Source organism: Streptomyces sp. NPDC024632 (genome assembly GCF_055559175.1).
This window is the reverse complement of record NZ_JBVHLD010000020.1, coordinates 98,755-119,620: the sequence shown is the minus strand read 5'-3', so window position 1 is coordinate 119,620 and position 20,866 is coordinate 98,755. Positions and strand designations below refer to the sequence as shown.

The 20,866-nt window shown below is 72.1% G+C and carries 21 protein-coding genes; 10 read left to right on the top strand and 11 right to left on the bottom strand.

Annotated features, from left to right (window positions below):
* Positions 1-93: 93 nt before the first annotated feature.
* Complete coding sequence (locus tag ACZ37P_RS32620) at positions 94-1,032, bottom strand: alpha/beta hydrolase family protein (protein ID WP_467349965.1); 939 nt, start codon at positions 1,030-1,032, stop codon at positions 94-96.
* Between the two features lie 197 nt (positions 1,033-1,229).
* On the opposite strand from ACZ37P_RS32620, the gene ACZ37P_RS32615 reads away from it, so the two are divergent.
* From ACZ37P_RS32615 to ACZ37P_RS32600, 4 genes are all read left to right on the top strand, one after another.
* Positions 1,230-1,610, top strand: coding sequence for a MerR family transcriptional regulator (locus ACZ37P_RS32615; RefSeq protein ID WP_467349964.1), 381 nt, complete (start codon positions 1,230-1,232; stop codon positions 1,608-1,610).
* 250 nt (positions 1,611-1,860) lie between these two features.
* Positions 1,861-3,120 (top strand): ABC transporter substrate-binding protein, encoded by a 1,260-nt coding sequence (locus ACZ37P_RS32610; protein ID WP_467349962.1) that lies wholly within the window; start codon positions 1,861-1,863, stop codon positions 3,118-3,120.
* The gene (locus ACZ37P_RS32605) at positions 3,117-4,010 is read left to right on the top strand and encodes a carbohydrate ABC transporter permease (protein WP_467349960.1); all 894 of its coding nucleotides are present in this window, start codon (positions 3,117-3,119) and stop codon (positions 4,008-4,010) included. The genes ACZ37P_RS32610 and ACZ37P_RS32605 overlap by 4 nt, the downstream gene beginning before the upstream one ends.
* Position 4,011: 1 nt before the next feature.
* The gene (locus ACZ37P_RS32600) at positions 4,012-4,848 is read left to right on the top strand and encodes a carbohydrate ABC transporter permease (RefSeq protein ID WP_401720502.1); all 837 of its coding nucleotides are present in this window, start codon (positions 4,012-4,014) and stop codon (positions 4,846-4,848) included.
* 40 nt (positions 4,849-4,888) lie between these two features.
* Here ACZ37P_RS32600 and ACZ37P_RS32595 read toward each other — a convergent pair whose 3' ends face one another.
* A complete protein-coding gene (locus ACZ37P_RS32595; protein WP_467349958.1) occupies positions 4,889-5,500 on the bottom strand; it encodes a TetR/AcrR family transcriptional regulator in 612 nt (203 codons plus the stop codon).
* Positions 5,501-5,627: 127 nt separating this feature from the next.
* Between ACZ37P_RS32595 and ACZ37P_RS32590 the strand changes: the two genes are divergently transcribed.
* Both ACZ37P_RS32590 and ACZ37P_RS32585 read left to right on the top strand, forming a co-directional pair.
* A complete protein-coding gene (locus tag ACZ37P_RS32590; protein ID WP_391047731.1) occupies positions 5,628-6,344 on the top strand; it encodes an SDR family oxidoreductase in 717 nt (238 codons plus the stop codon).
* 167 nt (positions 6,345-6,511) lie between these two features.
* A complete protein-coding gene (locus tag ACZ37P_RS32585) occupies positions 6,512-6,847 on the top strand; it encodes an STAS domain-containing protein (protein ID WP_355334871.1) in 336 nt (111 codons plus the stop codon).
* A 15-nt stretch (positions 6,848-6,862) separates the two neighbouring features.
* On the opposite strand, the gene ACZ37P_RS32580 is transcribed toward ACZ37P_RS32585, so the two are convergent.
* The 7 genes from ACZ37P_RS32580 to ACZ37P_RS32550 form a co-directional block, all read right to left on the bottom strand.
* Entirely contained in the window at positions 6,863-7,633 is a 771-nt protein-coding gene (locus tag ACZ37P_RS32580) for a beta-glucanase (RefSeq protein WP_401307382.1), read from the bottom strand.
* A 157-nt stretch (positions 7,634-7,790) separates the two neighbouring features.
* Positions 7,791-8,237, bottom strand: a complete 447-nt coding sequence (locus tag ACZ37P_RS32575) for an ATP-binding protein (protein ID WP_355334874.1) — start codon at positions 8,235-8,237, stop codon at positions 7,791-7,793.
* Positions 8,238-8,490: 253 nt separating this feature from the next.
* Entirely contained in the window at positions 8,491-8,865 is a 375-nt protein-coding gene (locus ACZ37P_RS32570; protein WP_355334877.1) for a hypothetical protein, read from the bottom strand.
* Positions 8,866-9,035: 170 nt separating this feature from the next.
* Positions 9,036-9,437 carry a roadblock/LC7 domain-containing protein gene (locus ACZ37P_RS32565; RefSeq protein ID WP_467349955.1) on the bottom strand — a complete coding sequence of 134 codons (402 nt, stop codon included), beginning with the start codon at positions 9,435-9,437 and terminating at the stop codon, positions 9,036-9,038.
* A gap of 103 nt (positions 9,438-9,540) precedes the next feature.
* Positions 9,541-10,347 carry a transcriptional regulator gene (locus tag ACZ37P_RS32560; RefSeq protein ID WP_391162630.1) on the bottom strand — a complete coding sequence of 269 codons (807 nt, stop codon included), beginning with the start codon at positions 10,345-10,347 and terminating at the stop codon, positions 9,541-9,543.
* Positions 10,344-10,775, bottom strand: a complete 432-nt coding sequence (locus tag ACZ37P_RS32555; RefSeq protein WP_467350003.1) for a hypothetical protein — start codon at positions 10,773-10,775, stop codon at positions 10,344-10,346. Before ACZ37P_RS32555 ends, ACZ37P_RS32560 begins: the two co-directional genes overlap by 4 nt.
* 353 nt (positions 10,776-11,128) lie before the next feature.
* The gene (locus ACZ37P_RS32550) at positions 11,129-14,710 is read right to left on the bottom strand and encodes a choice-of-anchor D domain-containing protein (protein ID WP_467349953.1); all 3,582 of its coding nucleotides are present in this window, start codon (positions 14,708-14,710) and stop codon (positions 11,129-11,131) included.
* 508 nt (positions 14,711-15,218) lie between these two features.
* Here ACZ37P_RS32550 and ACZ37P_RS32545 point away from each other — a divergent pair.
* A complete protein-coding gene (locus tag ACZ37P_RS32545) occupies positions 15,219-15,995 on the top strand; it encodes a polysaccharide deacetylase family protein (protein ID WP_355335760.1) in 777 nt (258 codons plus the stop codon).
* 32 nt (positions 15,996-16,027) lie between these two features.
* Positions 16,028-16,471, top strand: a complete 444-nt coding sequence (locus tag ACZ37P_RS32540; RefSeq protein ID WP_355334889.1) for a BlaI/MecI/CopY family transcriptional regulator — start codon at positions 16,028-16,030, stop codon at positions 16,469-16,471.
* A 93-nt stretch (positions 16,472-16,564) separates the two neighbouring features.
* Here ACZ37P_RS32540 and ACZ37P_RS32535 read toward each other — a convergent pair whose 3' ends face one another.
* Positions 16,565-17,989 (bottom strand): sensor histidine kinase, encoded by a 1,425-nt coding sequence (locus ACZ37P_RS32535; RefSeq protein ID WP_467349951.1) that lies wholly within the window; start codon positions 17,987-17,989, stop codon positions 16,565-16,567.
* Between the two features lie 14 nt (positions 17,990-18,003).
* Entirely contained in the window at positions 18,004-18,672 is a 669-nt protein-coding gene (locus ACZ37P_RS32530; RefSeq protein WP_391124879.1) for a response regulator transcription factor, read from the bottom strand.
* A gap of 103 nt (positions 18,673-18,775) precedes the next feature.
* Between ACZ37P_RS32530 and ACZ37P_RS32525 the strand changes: the two genes are divergently transcribed.
* Together ACZ37P_RS32525 and ACZ37P_RS32520 are read left to right on the top strand one after the other, a co-directional pair.
* On the top strand, positions 18,776-19,621 hold the full coding sequence (locus tag ACZ37P_RS32525) for a COG4705 family protein (RefSeq protein WP_467349949.1): 846 nt from the start codon (positions 18,776-18,778) through the stop codon (positions 19,619-19,621).
* 109 nt (positions 19,622-19,730) lie between these two features.
* A partial coding sequence (locus ACZ37P_RS32520) for a hypothetical protein (protein ID WP_467349947.1) occupies positions 19,731-20,866 on the top strand: 1,136 nt, incomplete at its 3' end.

The following is a 20,866-nucleotide window of genomic DNA, read 5'->3' as shown; positions in this document are numbered from 1 at the left end:
ACGCGGGCTCGGCGATGCCGCCGCACAGGAGCGGGCCGTCAGCGGATCAGCGGCGTCGCCGCGATCGTCGGAGGCGGCCCGGCGCCGTACGGGTCACTTGGACTCCAGGTGTCCCAGGGGGTGGGCGGCGGCGAGGACGGAGCGGGCCGTCTCCCAGTCGGTGTGGTCGTCGCCGGTGATGTGGCGCAGGTAGGCGAGGGTGACCTGCTGGACGAGAGCGACGCGGCCGGGGTCCTCGTCGGTGGTCTCGGCCGACCGGTAGCCGGAGATGCCGCCGAGGAAGTGCTCGCCGCCGCGGACGGTGAGCAGGCTCTTGTCGCCTCGGCTGAGCGTGTAGGGGTCGGTGGTCCACGCCGGACCCCGGGTCGAGAGGGGGAGGTCGTCCTTGTCGCCCGCGACGACGAGTCCGGGGGCGGTGATGTGGGAGAAGTCCTGGTCACGGAGCCAGGGAAGGTGCTCGTGGGCGAAGGGGGTGAGTTCCGCGCCGCCCTTGCCCGCGGTGGCGAGCTGGACGCTGGCCATGACCCGCGGGTCGGACAGGTCTTCGGCGAGGCCGGTCCGCGGGTCCTTGACGCGCAGCCCCACCAGGATGCCCGCGGTCTGACCGCCGAAGGAGTGTCCCGCCGCGACGACACGGCCGTGGTCGGTCCGGCCCGCCAGGCCCGGCACCGACGCCTCCAGCGTTCCGAGTTCGTCCAGGACGCGCTTCATGTCCTGGACGCGGTAGCGCCACAGGTCGGGCGTACGGGGGTCGTCCCCGGCGAGGCCGAAGCGCTTGGAGTCCAGATGGGTGGCCTGGACGGTCACGAAGCCGTGCGCGGCCCAGTGGTCGACCAGCGGCGCGTAGCCGTCCAGGTCGGACCCGAAGCCGTGCGCGAACAGCACGATCGGCAAGCGGGTGCCGGTGACCGGGGCGGAGATCCGTACCCGCAGGTCCGCGCCTCGGTGCGGGGCGGGCAGGACGAGCGGCTTGACCGAGACGGTCGGGGTGGGCGCGGGGCCGGTGAGGCCGGTCGCCGAATACGTGGTCATGCGTGTCTCTTTCGGAGGTGCGGGGGTGCGGGCGTGCGGAGGTGCGGAGGTGCGTGCGGGCGGGCGGGCGGTGGCTCGGGAAGCGGGGCTCTCCGGGAGGAAGCTCCGGGAGAAGGGCGCATTGGTTACGCTAAAACCTGACGTTGACGTCAAAGGCAAGTGGCTGTGACGCGGATCGCAGGGACGTGGAGTGGGACATGCGCATCGGGGAACTGGCTCGTCGCACGGGCGTCAGCACCAGGGCGCTGCGGTATTACGAGGAGCAGGATCTGCTGGTCTCCGAGCGCAGCGACAGCGGCCAGCGCCACTACGCGGAGGCCGCGGTCGACCGGATCAATCTGATCCGGGAGCTGTACGCGGCCGGTCTGTCCAGTAAGACCATCGCCGCGCTCACGCCCTGCGTCATCGACGGCCGGGCCACGCCCGAGCTTCTGGATCGCCTCACCGTCGAGTGTGATCAGATCGACCGGCACATCGCGGATCTGACACACACCCGCGACCGGCTCGACTCGGTCATCGCCGGCGCCTCCGAGAACCTGCGCACCGGCGCGTCCTGCCGACAGGACACGTCCGGCTAACGGTGTCGCGCCGGTCCCGCGGTGGCACTCTTCATCCCCCCATCGCCCGCCAACTGACGAGCGGCCTGGTGCGATTCCAGGGTGCGACGGTGACGCCCACGCGCCACGCGGACGACCGCGCAGAGTGCCCGCCCCGCCACCCAGGGTGCCGCCACGTTCGCGCAATGTCGCTGTCGTAATTCCCCTGCATGGTTGGTGCATGGTCCAGCGCGAAGATCGCCGGGACCCACTCTGACTAGGGGGATACGCAGTGACGTTCAGCCGCAGACAACTGCTCGGTACCGGAGGCAGCCTGGCCCTGACCGGTGCGCTGGCCGCCGCCTGCGGGTCGAACAGCGGCCGGGACGACGGGGGCGGCAAGGGCGGCAAGGTCACCTTGCAGCAGTGGTACCACCAGTACGGCGAGGCGGGTACGGAGCAGGCGGTGCGCCGGTACGCCGACGCGTACACCGCGGCGAACGTCAAGGTGCAGTGGCGGCCCGGCGACTACGACCAGCAGACCGCCGCGGCGCTGCTCACCTCGTCGGGACCGGACGTCTTCGAAGGCGGCCCGACGCTGGACCAGATCCAAGGCGGCCAAGTGGTCGACGTCACCGACCTGGTCGGCCCGGTGAAGGCCGACTTCAACCCGGCCGTGGTGACGACGTACGGGGACAGGATCTGGGGTGTCCCGCAGGTCATCGACATGCAGCTTCTGTACTACCGCAAGAGCCTGCTCACTGCCGCGAACATCGCGCCGCCGACCACGCTCGACGAACTGGTCGACGCGGCGGCGAAGTTGACCACCAAGAAGGTCAAGGGGCTGTTCCTGGGCAACGACGGCGGCGCCGGGGTGCTCGGCGGTACACCGCTCTACGCCGCCGGGCTCAGCCTGTTGACCCCGGAGGGCACCGTCGGCTTCGACGACCCGGCCGCCGCCCGCACCCTGGCCAAGTTCCGCCAGCTCTACGCCGACAAGTCGCTGCTGTTGGGCGCGCCGACCGACTGGTCCGACCCCTCGGCGTTCATCCAGGGGCTCACCGCGCTCCAGTGGTCCGGACTCTGGGCGCTGCCCGCGGTCAAGAAGGCCCTGGGGGACGACTTCGGGGTGCTGCCGTTCCCGAAGGACGGCGCGGCGGGCAAGCCCACGGTGCCGGTCGGCGCGTACAGCTCGGCCGTCAACTCCCGCAGCAAGCACCAAGCCGAGGCCAAGGCGTACATCAAGTGGCTGTGGATCGACAGGACCGAGTACCAGGAGGACTTCGCGCTCTCCTACGGCTTCCACATACCGGCCCGGATCTCGCTGGCGAAGAAGGCGGCCAAACTGCGGGAGGGCGCGGCGGCCGACGCCGTCTCGTACGCCACCGACCACGGCTTCTCGCAGCCGCTGTTGTGGACACCGGCCAGCCAGACCGCGTACCAGGACGCGCTGAGCCGCATCATCAAGGACGGCGCGAACCCCGACACGGAGCTCAAGTCGGTGGTGCGCAAGACCAGTTCCGAATTGCAGCGGGTCCGGAAGAAGTCGTGAGACACCGCACGCTGTGGTTCTGGGTCTTCGTCGGGCCATTCGCCGCCGGGCTCGCGCTGTTCACGTACGTGCCGCTGTTGTGGAGCGTCTATCTGAGCTTCTTCGACGCGCACAACACGGTGTCCCCGCACCGCTTCGTGGGCCTGGACAACTACGCGGACGTCCTCGGCGACCAGGCGTTCACCGACAGCCTGCGCACCTTCGGGGTGTTCGCGCTGTTCATCGTGCCCGCCACCTACGCGCTCTCGCTCGCCCTGGCGCTGATGGTGAACCGGCTGCGGTACGCGCAGGCGTTCTTCCGTTCGGTGTTCTTCCTGCCGGCCGCCTGCTCCTACGTGGTGGCGGCGCTGATCTGGAAGCTGTCGATCTTCAACGGCGTGCGGTTCGGCCTGGCGAACACCGTCCTGGGCTGGTTCGGCGCCGACCAGACGGCGTGGCTGTCCACCACCCACCCGCCGTGGTACTGGCTGGTGATCGTGACCGTACGGCTGTGGTTGCAGGCCGGGTTCTACATGATCCTCTTCCTCGCCGGACTCCAGCGCATCCCGGCGCAGTTGTACGAGGCGGCGGCGGTGGACGGCGCGCGGCCCGGCTGGCAGGTCTTCCGCCACATCACGTTGCCCCAACTGCGGGCCACCTCGGTGGCGGTGGCGCTGCTGCTGGTCATCAACGCCTTCCAGGCGTTCGACGAGTTCTACAACCTGCTCAGCGACTCCCGCGGCTATCCGCCGTACGCCCGGCCGCCGTTGGTGTACCTGTACACCACCGCGCTCGGGCGGGGGCAGAACCTGGGCGTGGGCAGCGCGGGCGCCGTCGTCCTCGCGCTGATCATCGCGGTGGTCACCGTCGTCCAGGCCCGCTGGTTCGGGCTCGGCAGGAGGGAGGACTGACATGGAGCAGGCCCTGCTCAGATTCGGGCGCGCGGTGCGCCTGGTGCTGCTCGTGGTACTCGCGCTGCTGTTCCTGATCCCGTTCTACCTGCTGGTGCGCAACGGCCTGTCGGCCGAGCAGGACATCACCTCGCCCGAGTGGACGTTCTTCCCCACCCACCTCCAGTGGTCCAACATCCGCGAGCTGTTCGACGACCCCGCGGTGCCGATGGCCCGGTCGCTGCTCAACTCGGCCATGATCGCGGTCACCACGACGGTGGGCACGGTGGTGCTGGCGTCGCTGGCGGGATACGGACTGGCCCGTATCCCGTACCGCTGGTCCAACCAGGTGTTCTACGCGATCCTCGGCACGCTGATGGTGCCCGCCGCGGTCACCTTCGTGCCGAGCTTCGTGCTGGTGTCCTCGCTCGGCTGGATCTCCACGTTGCGCGGCCTGATCATCCCGACGATCTTCTCGGCGTTCGCCTGCTTCATCTTCCGGCAGTACTTCCTGGGCTTTCCCGGTGAGTTGGAGGACGCGGCGAAGGTCGACGGACTCGGCTACTGGCGCACCTACTGGCGGATCGTGGTGCCCAACTCCCGGCCGGTCTTCGCGGCCGTGTCCACGATCGTCTTCATCGGCGCCTGGAACGCCTTCCTGTGGCCTCTGGTCATCGGCCAGGACACGTCGTCCTGGACGGTGCAGGTGGCGCTGTCCACCTTCACCACCGCCCAAGTGGTCAACATCCACGAGCTGTTCGTCGCGGCGGCGGTGTCGATCCTGCCCCTGCTGCTGGTCTTCCTGCTCCTCCAGCGGCACATCGTGGCGGGCATCGAACGCTCCGGCATCGACGACTGAGCCCCCGCCGGGGAGTCGCGGCGGTACCCCCGCGACCCGGTCAGCGGACGTCGCGGACCGCGGCCAGGCCGCGGTCGTAGAGGTCGAGGATGTCGCCCTCGCCGTCACCCTCGATCCAGGTCGCGGTGGCGGCGTCGAAGCAGCCGAAGGCCGTGGCGAGGACGGCGCGGACCTGTACTCGGTCGGCGCCCGAGGCTGCCAGCCTGGCTTCGAGGAGCGGGAGCAGTTCCTCCTGGCAGCGCACGCGCTTTCCGAGGTAGGCGGCGCGCAGCGAGTCGGTGCGGTGGATCAGCCGGAAGCGCTCCAGGGCCTGTTCGGGACCGGTGTGGACGGAGAGCGCGGCCTTGAGGGCGGCGCGCAGGGTCTGCCAGGCGTCGGCGTCGGCGGGCTGCTCGCGGACGGTCTCCGTCAGGAGGGTGACGAACTGCTCCTGGCTGCCGCCGATGAGGTCTTCCTTGGTGCCGAAGTAGCGGAAGAGGGTGCGCTGCGAGACACCGGCCTCGCGGGCGATCTGCGCGATGGTCGTCTCGTCGTACCCCTGCCGTGTGAACAGCCGCAGGGCGGTGTCGAGGATCTCCCGGGCCGCGAGCTGCCGCGTCCGGTCCCACAGTGTGGGCGCGGCCGGCCCGTCGCCCGTTGTTCCCTGCGTCATGACATCACCTTAGCGCGGCCTGCCATCGTGGCATTCACGCGACATTTGGCAGTCGCTGCCACGCGGGCGTACGGTGACAATCAGTGGGGCCGTCCACGCGCCCCACGCGTCGACAAGGAGAGCGACCGTGGCAGCGAAGACAGCACTCGTCACCGGCGGCACCAGCGGGATCGGCAAGGCCACCGCGGAACTGCTCCACGCGCGCGGCTACCGCGTCATGGTCACCGGCCTCGGCAGCGTCGACAGCTCCGGCCTGCCGCACGACGTGGTCGCCATCCGGGCCGACGCCGGTTCGCTCACCGACATCGACCAGGCGGTGGAGCGGGCGCGCGGGCACCTGGGCTCCCTCGACCTGCTCCATCTCAACGCGGGCATCTCCCGGCCCGGACCGATCGAGTCCACCGACGAGGCCGCCTTCGACGCCCTGTTCGACATCAACGTCAAGGGGAACTTCTTCACCCTGCGAAAGGCGCTCCCACTGCTGAACGAGGGCGCGTCCGTGGTGTTCACCATCGGCGCGGGCGAGGGGCTCGGCGCGGCCATGACCGCCGCCAAGGGAGCGCTGCTGCCTCTGATGCGCTCGCTCGCCATCGAACTGGCCCCGCGCCGTATCCGGGTCAACGCGGTGAGCCCCGGCCTGATCGACACTCCCGCGTACGGCAAGCTGGGCATCGGCCGGGAGACGGTCGCCGCGTGGGGCGAGGACGTTCCTCTCGGCCGCGTCGGAGCTCCCGCCGATGTCGCCGAGGCGGTCGCCTTCCTCGCCTCCGACGCCGCCGGTTACATCACGGGCGACAATCTGATCGTCTCCGGCGGCATGGGGATCCACGCCCGCTCCGCCTAGCGGACGGTCCGCCGCCGCGGGCCCATCGGTTTGCGACTGGTTCCGACCGCTTGCGATCAGTTTCTGACCTGGGATCGGGCTCCACCGGCGCGCGTCGACGGGGGCGCACTCGGGTTCGCCCTGATCCGCTCTTTCCTCTCCCCCGTGACGCTGGACATACTTGTCATATGTCGACACACCACGACGCGCATAGGGACCCGGTCGTCGGCGACCTCCCGCGCATTGTCACCCCGCACGGCGACCTCGACGCGGACACGCTGGGGCCGTTGCGGCAGGAGCTGACCGAGGCGGCCGAGGCCGGCCGGGTGCTGGTGCTCGACGCCAGCGGGATCACCTTCGCCGATTCCAGCTTCCTCAATCTGCTGCTGAGCATCCACCAGCACGGTGACCTGCGAGTCGCCGCCGTGCCGCCGCAGTTGGCGCGGCTGCTCCGTATCGTCGGCGTGGACCGCGTCCTCAAGGTGTACTCGACGGCGGAGGAGGCACTGCGGGCGACGGCGTGAGCCACCGGGTCCGGATCAGCGAGTGACGGTGAGTCCGGCGCACTCCCAGTGCAGCAGGCTCGTGCGCGCGTCGGGCGGGGTGTGCCCGTACGCGCCCGCGGACACGCTGATGTTCACCACCGGCCAGGCGCGCCAGGCGGGGCCGACGCCGTGGCCGTCGCGGAAGACGACCTCGTCGTCGATGGACCAGCAGACGTCGTCGGCGTCGAAGCGGACCCGGAGTGCGAAGGGGCGGCCCGGCGCGATCACGTCGGCCGCCTCGAACCCGCCGGGGCGTACGTGGTTGGACAGTTCGAGCAGCCGCGGGTTGGTGGGGTGGTACTCGAAGAGGTCGATCTCGCCGTGGCCCGGCTGGGGGCGGCCCGCGTCGCTGTCGCGGCCCCAGGTCCAGATCGCGGGCCAGGCGCCCTGCGGGGCGTGCACCACGCACGTGGCGGTGAGTTCGTCGCCCGGCAGCAGCTCGAAGCCGCCGGGGGCGTACTCGGTCGACACCAGGTCGGTGTGCCAGACGCCGCCCGCCGCCCGCCGGGCGCGGAAGACACCCCCGGCGGTGGGGGCGTAGGCGGGGCCGATCTGGTCGAGTTTGTTGTCGCCGGGATTGCGGCCGCTCTCCGGGTAGGCGGAGGTGCGGCCCGCCGCCCAGGCCGTGCGGTCGGTGAAGGGCGCGTCGAAGACCACGCGCCGGGGGCGCCGGGGCGGCGGCGGACCGTGGGGCGGGGCCTGCGGCGGGTCATGAGGGGTCGGTTGCTGAGGGGGCGGCTGAGCCGCGTCCTGGCCGGTGGTCACGGTGCTCCTGGTGGCTCGGCGAGATCCGGCCGAGAGTTCAGGCGGGCAGCTCGCTCTGTACCCAGTGAAGATCACCGCGCGGCTCGCGAACAGGAGCGTGCAGAAGCGCGGGCGGCGCGTAACGCGTCAGCCCACGCCCCCTGACCGGGTCAGGCGCTCACGCTCCGAGGGCGACGCGCACCTTGATCCGCTTGCCCACCGGCTCGCGCCGGACGTCGAAGCCCTCGCAGACCGCGAGGATGATCTCCAGGCCGTGCTGGCCGATCCTGCCGGGCTCCGCCGCGCGCGCGAGCGGCATCGACGAGTCGGTGTCCCACACGGTGATCACCAGATCCGTGCCCTGGATCTCCAGGTTCAGCGCGCAGGGACCCGGCGCGAATTTGCACGCGTTGGTCACCAGCTCGCTCACCACGAGTTGCGCGTCGGCGACGACGACCGCGGGGATCGGCTGGGCGCGCCCGCCCGTCACACCGGCCAGGAAGTCGGCGGTGAAGGCGCGGGCCGCCGCGATCGATCCGGTCTCGCCGTCGTACGCGGCTCCCGCCCAGATGTCCTGCCCGGCCTGCTGATGCGGGCCGTTCACGGCCATCGCGCTGGAACGCATGTTCTTGCCCCTGTCCGGTTGTCCGGCACAACCGTCAGGGCTTCTGCCCCACCCCAGTCGCTTCACACCCATCTTTTTTTCGGCTTCTCCTTCTGGGCCGGACGCGGGCCTCGGACGGGCGGCGCGCTCGGGGAACGGGCAGGTGGTGAGCGGGCCGTGAACGGATGACGCGCGGAGACGGCCGCCCGGCAGGACGGCCGTCTCCAGGCGGCCCGGTGGGCACGGCCGACGGCGTACGGGCGCGACGGCCCGGTCACAGCTCCAGGTCGTTCTCGATCCGCTTCAACTGGTGCCGGGCCATCGCCAGGTTGGCGCGCGACTTGTCCAGCGCCAGGTACAGGAAGAGGCCGTTCTTGCCCCGGCCCTTGAGCAGCCGGATCAGGTGGTACTGCGAGCCCAGGGTGATGAGGATGTCCTCGATCTCGTCCTTGAGGCCGAGCAGTTCCATGGTGCGCGCCTTGGCACGGACGACGTCGGTGTTGCCGGCCGCCGCGACGTTGAGGTCGAGTTCCTTGCCCCCGCCGAGGGTGCCCAGCGCCATTCCGCTGGTGTAGTCGACGAGTGCGACGCCTATGACGCCGTCGATCGAGGTCATCGCGTCCTTGAGGGCGGTTTCGGTGTTGGCCATGATGGCTGGGCTTCCTTCCGGTCGGTTCATGTGCGGTGCTGACGTGGATGCGGTGGACGCGGTGGATGCGGTCGATGGGGTGGATGGGGTGGATACGGTCGATGCCGTTGCCGCGTCGGGGGCGGTGGGCGCGCGGTGGCGGGCGCCGCTGGTCCGGGTGGGTCGGGTGGTCATGGCGTGGGGGCGTCCTCCCGTGGCTCGGGGTCGCCGTCGACCAGGTGCGCGATGTGCGCGCCGGAGCGGCGGGCCTCCATGTGCAGCCGGCCCACGTTGACCTGCGGTCCGGCCAGGACGGTGAGCACGCAGGCGGTGCCCGCGGCGTAGATGGCGACGTATCCCTGCTCGCCGCGGACCAGCAGTTCCCGGAAGGGGCCGTGGGACGCGGTGTCGGTCAGCCGCAGGCCGACACCCAGCGCCGCGGCGGTGAGGGCCGCCACTCCCTCGGCCTCCACGGTGTCCGCCTCCTGGGCGAGCACCATGCCGTCGACGCCCGCGGCGAGCGCGCCCGTGGCGTACGGCAGCCGGGCCCGCAGCCGCCGCAGTTCCTCGCGTATCTCGGCCTCCTGCGCCATCAGATTCCTTCTCTCCTCTCTCCTTCCGACCTTCTTGTCGGCGCGTTGTCGCACGACGCGCCTCATATCTGTGCGGTCCCGGTCCTGCGGGCGGGAGTGCGCTTCACGGTCGTGCCTCCAAGGCGTCGAGGACCCTGCGGAGCGTGCCGACGTCGGGAGGTCCCGGCAGGTACCCGGCGCGGTCCGCGGTGGCCGGTGCGGATGCGGCTTCCTGTGCCCGTCCCGGTGGCCGCCCCTGCCCTGGTGGCGGTGCCGCGCGCCGCGGGGTCTCGCAGTGCCCGGCGGCGGCCAGCCGCCGTACGTCGACCAGCGCGTGGAAGGTGGGCCTGCCGAGCACGGTGGCGATGGCGGACGGGGTGCGTACCCCGTCCACGAGGTCCAGCAGGGCCCGCTGCCGACGCGGTACGGGCGGCAGGCACGCGGCCCTGCGGCGGACGACGGGGGCGGTGTCGAGCTGCGGATACGGCCACAGGGCGTCGAGGAGTCCGCGGCGGCGGCGGGTCTCGCGCTCCACCTCGGCCACCCGCACCGGGCGCACGGGGCCGAACCAGTGGACGACACCGTGCCGGAAGCGCGTGGGGCCGCTGCCCGCGGCGAGGACGAAGAAGGCGGCGTCGTAGAGCGCGCCGAGGTGGCTGATCTCCAGTTCCGCGGCGGAGATCCTGCGGTGCTCCAGGAGGTGGCGGGCGGTCCGGCAGCGGGCTCCGGCGGCGTCCACCGCCTCCTGCCACACCTCGACGGGAAGTCGGCCGCCGGCGGTCAGCAGGACGTCGATGCCGGGGGTGGCCGGGCTCTCGGCGTGCACCACGACGCCGTCCGCGAGGTAGAGCGCCCCGCTGTCCCGGAGCAGCGCGCCGGTCGCGCCCTCCTCGGCCAGGCGCAGCAGCATCGGTGACAGCGGCCCGGTCATGCCAGCACCAGCCGTTCGGCGAGGTCGCGTACGCGCATCATGGCGAGGGCGAGGTTGGCGTGCTCGCGGTCGAGCCACAGGTGCAGGAACACCCCGCCGTCGAAAGGTGCTTCGACGAAGCGCAGCAGGTGGTAGCCGGTGCGGGTGACGACGATGACGTCCTCGACCGGCAGCCCCTTGGCGGTGTCTGCGGGTCCTGAGGGAGCGGCGGGCGCGGCGGGTGCGGCGGGTCCCGTGGTCCCGCCGCGCGGTGAGCCGAGGGGTTCCGCCGGTTCGAACGCCGAGTGCTCCACGGCCATGCGCGCGAATTCCGCGGTCTCGGCCGCCGCCGTCTCGGGGTCACCGCCCGGCGCGTCTCCGACCTGTCCGAGGGAGAGCCCGCTGATCCACTCCACGAGAGCGGCGCCCCGGGCTCCCGGCAGCGTCATGGCCTCGCGCAGGCACTCGTCTATCCCGGACACCCGACTCCCCTGCGTGAGGCCGCTGTTGGCCCGCCGACGGATCGGCAGTGACCGTCACGTTACGCACGGTGGCACTCGCGCGAAGGACTTCTGGCAATTTCCAGCGGTACATGACCGCACTGGGCATAAAATGCTCCCCCTCCGTCCGGCCGTCCGCGCTTGGTCGCCGTCCCCGGAGCGCCACCGGCCCCTCGCGTATCGCACGCGAGGGGCCGGGCCGGTTGTGCTCAGGGACGCCGGCCCGGTCGGGCCGGGTCGGAGGAGGTCGAGTCGGGTCCGGGCGGGTCGGGTCGGGTCGGGTCGGAGGAGGTCAGTCCGGGTCAGGTGTTCCAGACCTGGAATTCGGAGATCTGCCCGGCGGGCCAGCCGGAGTTGGCGGTGACCGTCACCCGGAAGTACCGCGCGGTGGCCGCGGTGAAGGTGAGGGTGACCGTGTTGTTGGAGGCGGGGTCGAAGGAGTAGGAGGCCGACGACTTGAGGGTGGTGAAGGTGCTGCCGTCGGTGCTGCCCGACAGGGACAGCGTCTGGTTGCGGGCGCCCCAGCCCGCGGGGAGCTGGAGGACGACCTTGCTCGCGCTCTGCGCGGAGCCGAGGTCGACCTGGACCCACTGCGGGAAGGCGTTGTTGGCACTCTCCCAGTAGCTGTTCTGGCTGCCGTCGGTGACGTTGGAGGACCCGTAGACGTCGGAGTGGCTGGACTCGCTGGTGGCCTTGCCCGCCGCCAGGTTGGTGCTCACCGTGCCGCTGCCGGTGCCGGTCAGCGCCACGGTGGTGGGGCTGTTGGAGGCGTTCCCGCTGATCGTCAGGGTGCCGGTGCGGGTGCCGGAGGCGGTGGGGGTGAACTTCACCGCGACCGAGCAACTGGCGTTGGCCGCGAGCGACGTGCCGCAGGTGTTGGTCTGCGAGAAGTCCCCGGAGGCGGTGACCGAGCTGATCGACGCGGCGGCCGTACCGGTGTTGGTCACCGTCACGCTCTGCGCGCCGCTGGTGGTGCCGGGCGCCTGGGAGGCGAAGGTGAGCGAGGTCGGAGTGACGGACAAGGTCGCGGACGACGGGTTGGTGCCGCCGCTCGGGTAGACCTGGAGGCCGGACAACTGGGCGGCGCTCCAGCCCGAGTTGGCGGTGACGTTGATCCGTACGTAGCGGGCGGTGGCCGCGGGGAAGGTGAGGGTCACCGTGTTGTTGTTGGCGCTCGGGTCGAAGGTCTGCGCGGCGGAGGGCGACAGGGTGCTGAACGAGGTGCCGTCCGTGGAGCCCTGTACGGACAGGGTCTCGGTACGGGTGGCCCACGCCGTGGACGGCGGGAGCCGCAAGGTCACCTTGCCGACCGCGTAGTTCTGCCCGAGGTCGACCTGGACCCACTGCGGGAAGGCGCCGTTGGCGCTCTCCCAGTACGTGGACGCGTCCGCGTCGGTGACATTGCCCGCGACGAAGGTGCCGTTGGCGGAACTCGCCGTGGCCGGGCGGCCTGCGGCGATGTCGGTGCTGCTGTCGATTCCGGCGCCGCTGAGCGCGACCGTGGTCGGGCTGTTGTTGGCGTTGCTGGTCAGTGTCAGCGTGCCGTTACGGGTGCCGCCGGCCGTCGGCTTGAAGGTGACGGTCACCGCGCAGGACGAACCGACCGCGAGCGACGAGCAGTTGTTGGTCTGGGTGAAGTCGCCGGTCGCCGCGACGGCCGAGACGGTGGCCGTGGTGGTGCCGGAGTTGGTGACGGTGACGGTCTGCGGGGCGGCCGTCGCGCCGACGACCGTGCCGCCGAAGGACAGGCTCGCCGGGTTGGTGCCCAGGATCGGGCCGGGCGCGGTGCCGGTGCCGGACAGGGCGACGGTGCTGGTGTTGCCGCCCGCGCCGACGGTCAGCGTCCCGGCACGCGCGCCGGTCGCCGTCGGCGCGAATTTCACGCTGACGGTGCAGGAGCCGTTGGCCGGGATGGAGGTGCCGCAGGTGTTGGTCTGCGAGAAGTCACCGCTGGTGGTGATGGCGGAGACGGAGGCGGCCGAGCCGGTCGGGTTGGTGACCGTCGCGGTCTGGGCGGCGCTGGTCGAACCGGTGGCGACCGAGCCGAAGTTGAGCGCGCTCGGGCTGGCGGTCACGCCTTCCGCCGGGTAGGGCGGGAAGACGGGGGTGGGGAAGCCGCCGCAGAACGGGGTGCCGCTGATGCCGGAGTTGCCGCCGCCGTCGGTGACGGTGAAGTTGTTGCCCTCGCAGCTATAGATCGGTGAGCTGGCGCCGATGCCGGTGGCCGTGACGTTGGTGAACTTCGCGGCGCCGCCGGTCTGTTCCTGGAGGGCGAAGGTGCCGGCGCCCGCGATGGTCACGTTGTTGAGGCTGACCCCGCTGACGGTGCCCTCGACCCACTGCACCGCCTCGTAGGGGCTCTGCTGGATCAGCGCGTTGGTCACGTTGATCGGGCCGGTGATGGCGCCCTGGCTGCCGTCGAACCACAGCGCGCCGACGCCGAACTGCCAGTTCGGGTCGAGACTGCCCGCCCTGACCAGGGTGTTGTTGGAGATCGTGGTGGTGCCGACCGGGGTGGAGGTGAAGCGCTGGCCGACGTGGATGCCGCCGCCCTGGGCGAGTCCGGTGTCCCGTACGAGGTTGCCGCTGACGGTGTTGTCGTGGCCTCCGTAGATCGCGATGGCGTTGGCCAGGATCTGGGTCTCCACGGTGTTGTTGGAGATGGTGTCGTTGGCGTCGGCGCCGAGCGCGGCGTCGGCCCAGGTGGCGATGCCGTCGTCGCCGGTGTTGCGGATCTCGCTGTTGGTGACGGTCGAATTGGTCACTCCGCCGTGGAAGTTGACGCCGTCGGCGGTGGTGTCACGGATCCGCAGACCGCTGAGGGTCAGCTTGTCCATCGGCCCGTCCATCCAGGCGCCGACCTTCAGGTGGTCAATCCAGAGGCTGGAGACGGTGGAGTTGCTCATCGCGCCGCCGATGCCGTTGACCTGGTCGCAGTCGTTGCGCTCGCCGACCTGGCCGAAGATCGCGAAGTTGGAGAGGTGGACGTTGCTGCTCACCCCGCGATTGCCGCCGACTCCGCAACTGTCGGGCTCGCCGAGCCCGTAGAAGCCGGGCGCCGCGCCGGTCACCGTCGAGTACCACATGCCCGCGCCGGTGACGGTGACGTTGTTGACCGTGATGTGCCGGGGGATCTTGAAGGTGCCCGGCGGGATCCACACCGTGCCGCCGGGGCCCGCCGCGTTGATCGCCGCGTTGAAGGCGGCCGTGCTGTCGGCGGCGCCGGTCGCGTCGGCGCCCTGGCTGGTCACCGAGACCGAGCCGGACGGCTGCGGGAGGGCGGCGCCGACCTGCTCGAAGTCGGCGAAGTCGATGGTGGTGGCGGCGCTGGAGCCGCTGGTCTGGAGGGTGAAGGTGGTGCCGGCCGGATAGGTCTGCGGGAGCAGCCGGTGGACCTCGTCGTAGAAGTGGTGCGGGTTGCTGCCCGGTGTGTTGGTGAACGGGTAGCTGCCGTAGTACCAGCTATAGGCGTTGGTGAGGGTGAAGTCGGGCTGTGCGGCGCCGTTGATCGCGAACGACAGCGGGGCGGTGTAGACCGAGCCGCCCGAGCCGTCGGGGATGCTGTAGCGGAAGTCGATCGAGTTGGTGGCGACCGGGGTGGTGAAGGTGACGTACTTGCCGCTGCCCGAGAGGGTCACCGCCTTGCGGTACGACGCCTCGTCGGCGAGCTGTCCCGCGGCGAAACTCGGGCCGATGGCCGTGCCGTTGGTGGCGGAGTTCTCCGCCTGCACCTCGACGTAGGGAAGGCTCGCGCCGCTGCCGCCGGTGGCTGCGGCGGCCGATGCCGGTGGGGCCGCGAGGGCGATGACGCCCGCGGCGGCGATCAGCGCGGTGGTGCCTCCCACGGCGATGGTGCGCCTCAGGGATCTGATGGGCTGGAACAACGTCTGCTCCTTTTCGACACGGAATGCCGGACCTGCGCCGTGCGGACAGCCGTACGAGGGCATGGGGAAGCGAGGTGACGCGGAGCTGGGCCGCCGACGCCGGAGCGGGCCTGGGACACGGCCCGTCGCGGTGGCGGTGAAGGGGATGGCGGCTGGGGCGTTGCGCTGAAGCGGTCGGCGGGTGGGGGGGTGACGGCGCAAGGGGAACCGTAATGTCGTGGACACGGCAGCGCAATATACGAACTTATCTTTGCTCAATCTCTACTTTCTCTCGCAAGATCCAATGTTGCCCGTCCATGGATTCGGGAGACCGCCGCCGCTCGCCCCGTGCGCCCTCCGATCGACGGGCACCTCGTCCACCTTCTACAACGTGTAGTAGATTCGCGGGCAGCCCCCGGCCGGGGCCGTCCGCCGAGGTCACCGCGGGGCGCGGGTCCGGCATGCCCGGCTCCCGCTGCCCACGCCCGCAAGGAGGCCGATCACCGTGACTCCTCATTCCGACCGGCGGATCGTCGCCCGTACCGTCCTGCGCACGGGTGCGGTGGCCGCGTCCGCGCTCGCTGCCGCCTACGCCGGGCCCGCGCTGTCGACCTTCGGCCCGCTGCGCAACCGGCTCATGCCGCGGCTGTCGGGACGCGGACGGCCCGACAGCGTGGCGCTCACCTTCGACGACGGCCCCGACCACCTGTCCACCCCGCACTTCCTGCGACTGCTCGACACCCGCCGCGTGCGGGCCACCTTCTTCCTGCTCGGCTCGATGGCCGTCCGCTCCCCCGGCCTCGTCACGGAGATGTACGAGGCGGGCCACGAGGTCGCGATCCACGGCTGGACCCACCGGCCCGCGCTGCTGCGCGGCCCCTGGACCACGTACGAGGACCTGGCCCGCGCCCGCGACCTCGTCGGCGGCCTCACCGGCGGCGCGCCGACGCTCTACCGGCCGCCGTACGGCGTCATGACCGCCGGTACGCATCTGGCCTGCCGCCGCCTCGGACTCACGCCGGTGCTGTGGACCGCCTGGGGCGAGGACTGGCGCGGGCGCGCGACGCCCCGGACCGTCCTCGACACCGTCACCCGCGACCTGCGCGGCGGCGGCACCGTCCTGCTCCACGACTCCGACTGCGCCTCGGCCACCGGGTCGTGGCGCAACACGCTCGGGGCGCTCCCCCGCCTCCTCGACTTCTGTCAGGAACGCGGCCTGACGGTCGGCCCGTTGCGCGATCACGGGGGGCTCGCGGTGGCCGGTTGGTCGGGCGGCCGGGGCCGGGGCGGCCAGGTCGTGCCGTAGTACCGTGAGGATTCTACGAAGGAGCGGGAAGCGTGGCCGAGCAGGAAGGCCCGGCCGCCGGGCGACGCGCGCCGGGCGAGCTGGAGAGCGAAGTCCTCGCGGCGCTGTGGGCAGTCGGCGAGCCGGCCGGGGCGGGCGCCGTACGCGAACAGGTCGCGGGCGAACCCGCCTACACCACCGTCCTGACGATCCTCACCCGCCTCCACGACAAGGGCCTGGTCACCCGCGAGCGCGCCGGACGCGGCTACCTCTACTCCCCCGTGCGCGACGAGGCGGGCCACGCGGCGGCCGGCATGCGCGACCTGCTGGAAGCCGGCGGCGACCGCGCGGCCGTCCTGGCCCGCTTCGTCTCCGAACTGCCCGCGGAGGACGAGAGGTTGCTGGAGAGGTTGCTGCGCGATCACGCCTCGGGGCAGGCCACCGGCGCCGCTCCCGGCACCCGCCCGGCGCGGCGCCCGCGCGGCCGCCGGTCCTGACGACGCCGGGCACGGGCGGGCGTGCCAGGGCCGAAGGGACCGGGGCCGAAGAGGCCGGGGCCGAGGGGCCGTTCGTGATCCGCGGAACGGACTCTAGCCCGGCGGGAGTGTCACCTGGAAGCGGGCTCCGCGCGGTGCGGGGACCAGGGTGATGTCGCCGCCTGCCGCGCGGGCGAGGCGGCGGGCCAGGGGGAGGCCGAGCCCGGCGCCGTCGTGGGCGTCCGTCTCCGAGCCGAAGCGGCGGCCCGCCTCGAAGACGGCCTCGGCGTGTTCGGCGGGGACGCCGGGGCCGTCGTCGGCGACGAACACCCGCGCGCCGTCGGGGAGTCGGACGCATTCGAGGGCGATCGCGCGGGCGGCGTAGCGGCGGGCGTTGTCGAGCAGCGGGGCGAGGACGCGTTCGAGGAGTTCGGGAGTGACGCCGACGTCCACCGGCTCGCCGGACGCCGTGACCGGGGGCGCCTCGGGGTGTTCGGCGCGGCTGCGGTCGGCGACCGCGCGGGCGACGTCGAGGGCGGCGCAGCGGCCCGCCGCCGCCGCGGACGGCTGCCGGGCCTCGCTGAGCAGTGTCCGGCAGATCTGCGCCATCTGTGTGGCCGCGGCGGCGATGGCCTGGTGGGAGGAGCGGGACTGGTCCGCGGTGCGGGGGCGGGCGGTGAGCCAGTCCGTCTCCGCGGTGATCCGGGCCAGCGGATTGCGCAGTTCGTGGGAGAGCTCGGCGGTGAGCTGCTGTTCGTGCCGCAGGACGGCCGCCTGGCGGTCGAGGAGCTGGTCCAGATTGGCGGCCAGCGCGGCCAGTTCCGCGGGCCTGGCCTCCCGCGCGCCGAAGCGCTGCGCCGCGCCGTACCGGCTCCAGCGGGACGCCTGATCGCTCATGGTGCTGACCGGGCGCAGGGCGCGGCCGATCACCATGCGGGTGACCAGGTAGACGCCGCCGACCAGCAGCAGGGCGAGGCCGAGCGAACCGGCCAGCGCCGAACGGGCGGTGAGCAGATACGGCTCCAGGCTCGCGGCGGCCACGACGGTGGCGATCTGAACTCCCGCGCTGCTCAGCGGCATCGCGTACAGCCGGGTCGAGCGCGGGGTGGAGGTGTCGGCGAATCGGGTCCCCTTGCCCGCGAGGGCGTCCGCGCGGCGCTGGAGCGGTTCCGGAGCGGCGGGGCGTTCGACGACGTGGGCGCCGCGGTAGATCCAGATGCCGCTGTCGAGCGCGCCGTCGTCGCCCGGTTCCCGGACGGCGATGGTCCCGTCGGCGCGGATGTCGACGGTCGCGGCGACGGCCGCGGCGCGGGTGCGCAGCAGGTCGTCGGCCTGGCGGCGCAGTATCTCGTGCAGCGCGACGTTGAACGCGGCGGTGAGCAGCGCCACCCACAGCACGGTGGTGACGAGGGCGAGCAGCGCCAGTCGGCCGCGCAGGGTCGCGGGCAGCGTGCCGGACAGACCCCGGCGGCGCGGGCGCCCCGCGCGCGGCTGCTGCCCGGCGCGGCTCGGGCGTTCCGCCCGGCCCGGACGTCGCACGCGGGCGGGCGGCCTCACGCGAACCGGTATCCGATGCCGCGCACGGTGTCGATGCCGCGCGTGCTGCCCGTCTCGCGGAGCTTGCGGCGCAGCCGCGACACGTACTGGTCGAGGGTGTTGTCACTGACCTGGGCGCCGTGCGGCCACGCCGCCCGTACCAGGCTGTGCCGTCGTACGGCGGCGCCGGGCGCGGCCATCAGGCAGGCCAGGATGCGGAATTCGGTGGGGGTCAGGGGTACGGCCGCGCCGCCGTCCGCGGACAGCGCGTGCGTGACGGGGTCCAGGCGCAGTCCCTCGACCTCGCGGGCCGCCACGCGGTTGCCGCGGCGGAGCGCCGCGTGCAGACGGGCGGTCAGCTCGGCCAGGTGGAAGGGCTTGGCGAGATAGTCGTCGCCGCCGGAGGAGAAGCCCGACAGCCGGTCGTGCAGCGCGTCGTGCGCGGTGAGGAAGAGCACGGCGGCCTCGATGCCGACGGCGCGCATGGCCTGGCAGACGTCCCGCCCGTCGGAGTCGGGCAGGCCGACGTCGAGGACGACCGCGTCCACGCGCGGGCCGACCGTACGCAGCGCGCTCGCGCCGTCGGCGGCGGTCAGCACTTCGAAGTCCTCTTCGCGCAGGCCGCGGGCGAGGACGTCGCGCAGTCCGTGGTCGTCCTCGACGATCAGGACGCAGTGAGCGGTCATGAGGCCCAGTATCGACGACCGGGCACGTCGGGGAAGGGCCGGGCGGCCGGAGGCGGGGCGGCGCTCAGGTTGTGTTCAGGCGCCGCGTGCCAGCCTGCGCGGCATGACAACGACCATGGAACGCTCGGGCTCCGCGCCCGGGGTGCGCACGATGCTCAACAAGGTGCCGGAAGTCACCGTCTACTTCTGGCTGATCAAGGTCTTGTGCACCACGGTCGGCGAGACCGCGGCGGACTATCTCAACACCAGTCTCCACATGGGCCTGACGAACACGACGTACGTGATGTCGGTGCTGCTGGTGGCGGCCCTGGTGGCGCAGTTCCGGGTACGGCGGTACGTGCCGGGCGTGTACTGGCTCGCGGTGGTGCTGATCAGCGTGGTGGGCACCTTGGTCACGGACAATCTGACCGACAACCTCGGGGTGGCGCTGACCACCACGACCGCGGTCTTCGCGGTCGTCCTGGCGGCGACCTTCGCGCTCTGGTTCGCCGTCGAGCGGACGCTGTCGATCCACAGCATCCGCACCCCGCGCCGTGAGGCGTTCTACTGGCTGGCGATCCTGTTCACCTTCGCCCTGGGCACGGCGGCGGGCGACCTGGTCGCGGAGCGGATGAACCTCGGCTACTGGCTCTCCGCGCTCGCCTTCGGCGCGGTCATCGCGGTGGTCGCGCTGGCGCACTTCCGGCTGCGGCTGAACGCCGTGCTCGCGTTCTGGCTGGCGTACATCCTGACCCGGCCGCTGGGCGCGTCCCTGGGCGACTACCTCTCGCAGCCGCGCGCGGACGGCGGTCTCGGCCTCGGCACGGTGGGCACCAGCGCGCTGTTCCTGGCCACGATCCTGGCCCTGGTCGTCTATCTGACCCGGACCCGCAAGGACCAGCGGCCCGCACCGCACACGCCGCTGGACGAGCACGCCCAGCAGGACCGGCGGGCGGCGGAAACCGCCTGATGACGTACGCGGCTGCCACCGTCCTGTCTGCGCTGATACGCGGCCCGCGCCGGTCACCGGCGTCCACCGGTCCCCCGTGCCGTATCGCAGCAGACAGGAACGACAGCCCGTGCGTGCTCCCTTCGTCCCCCGCGCCCTCGCGCGCGTCCAACGGTCCCTGACCTGGCTGATGGCCCTGGCCTACGCCGTCGCGACGGTCGCTCCCGCCGCCGGTCTGTGGCTACGGCACCTGCGGTGGAGCGCGCCGCGCGGGGTCGGCGTACCGGCCGCCGCGCTGTCGCCGCCCTCGGCGCTACTGGCGTTCGTGCTGTTCACGGCGGCCCTTCAGGTGCCGGTGCGGCGGCTGCCCGCGCTGGCCAGGCGCCCGGGGGCGCTGATGACCGGTACGGCGGTGAACGCGGCCGTGCCGCTGCTCGTCCTGCCCTTGCTGGCGGGACTGTTGCGGTTCTCGCCCGACACCGACGGCGGCAGCGGGCTGCTGACCGGGATCGCGCTCGTCGGCGCCATGCCGGTGGCCGGGGGCGCGACGGTCTGGGGCGGCCGGGCGGGCGGCAACCACGCGCTGGTGGTCGGCATCGTGCTCGCCTCCACGCTGCTCAGCCCGTTGACCACCCCGCTGACGCTCTCCATGGCCGCCGTCTTCGCGCACGGCCACTACGCCCACGATCTGGGGCGGATGGCCGGTGCGAGCAGCGGCGCCTTCGCGCTGGCCGGGGTCGTCGCGCCGTGCCTGGCCGGGCTGTTGGCGCAGCGGATGACGTCGCGGGAGCGGCGGGACCGCGCGCTTCCCGGTCTGAAGCTGGCCGCGCTGCTGGCGTCACTGCTGCTGACGTACGCCAACGCGTGCGGCGCGCTGGGCGGTCAACTGCGGCACCCGCAGGTGGCGTTCATCGCCGCGTCGGTCGGTGTGGCGGCCCTGGCGTGCCTCGCGGCGCTGGCCGTCGGCTGGGGTCTGGCGCGCGGTCTGCGCAGTGACCGGGCCGACACGGTCGCGATCACGCTGGCCTCGGGGATGAACAACAGCAGCGCGAGCGCGGTGCTCGCGGCGACTCATCTTCCCGCGCATCCGCAGGTGTTGATGCCGGTGCTGGCGTACAGCATCGTGCAGAAATTCGGCGCGGGGGCGGTGGACAGCTTCCTCGGCCCCCGCGCCGCCGCCGGATCCCGGCGGCGGGGGGGGGGGGGGGGGGGGGCAGACCGGTTTTACCGGCCCCCTTTGCTGGGAGGGTGTGGTGGGCCGCCAGC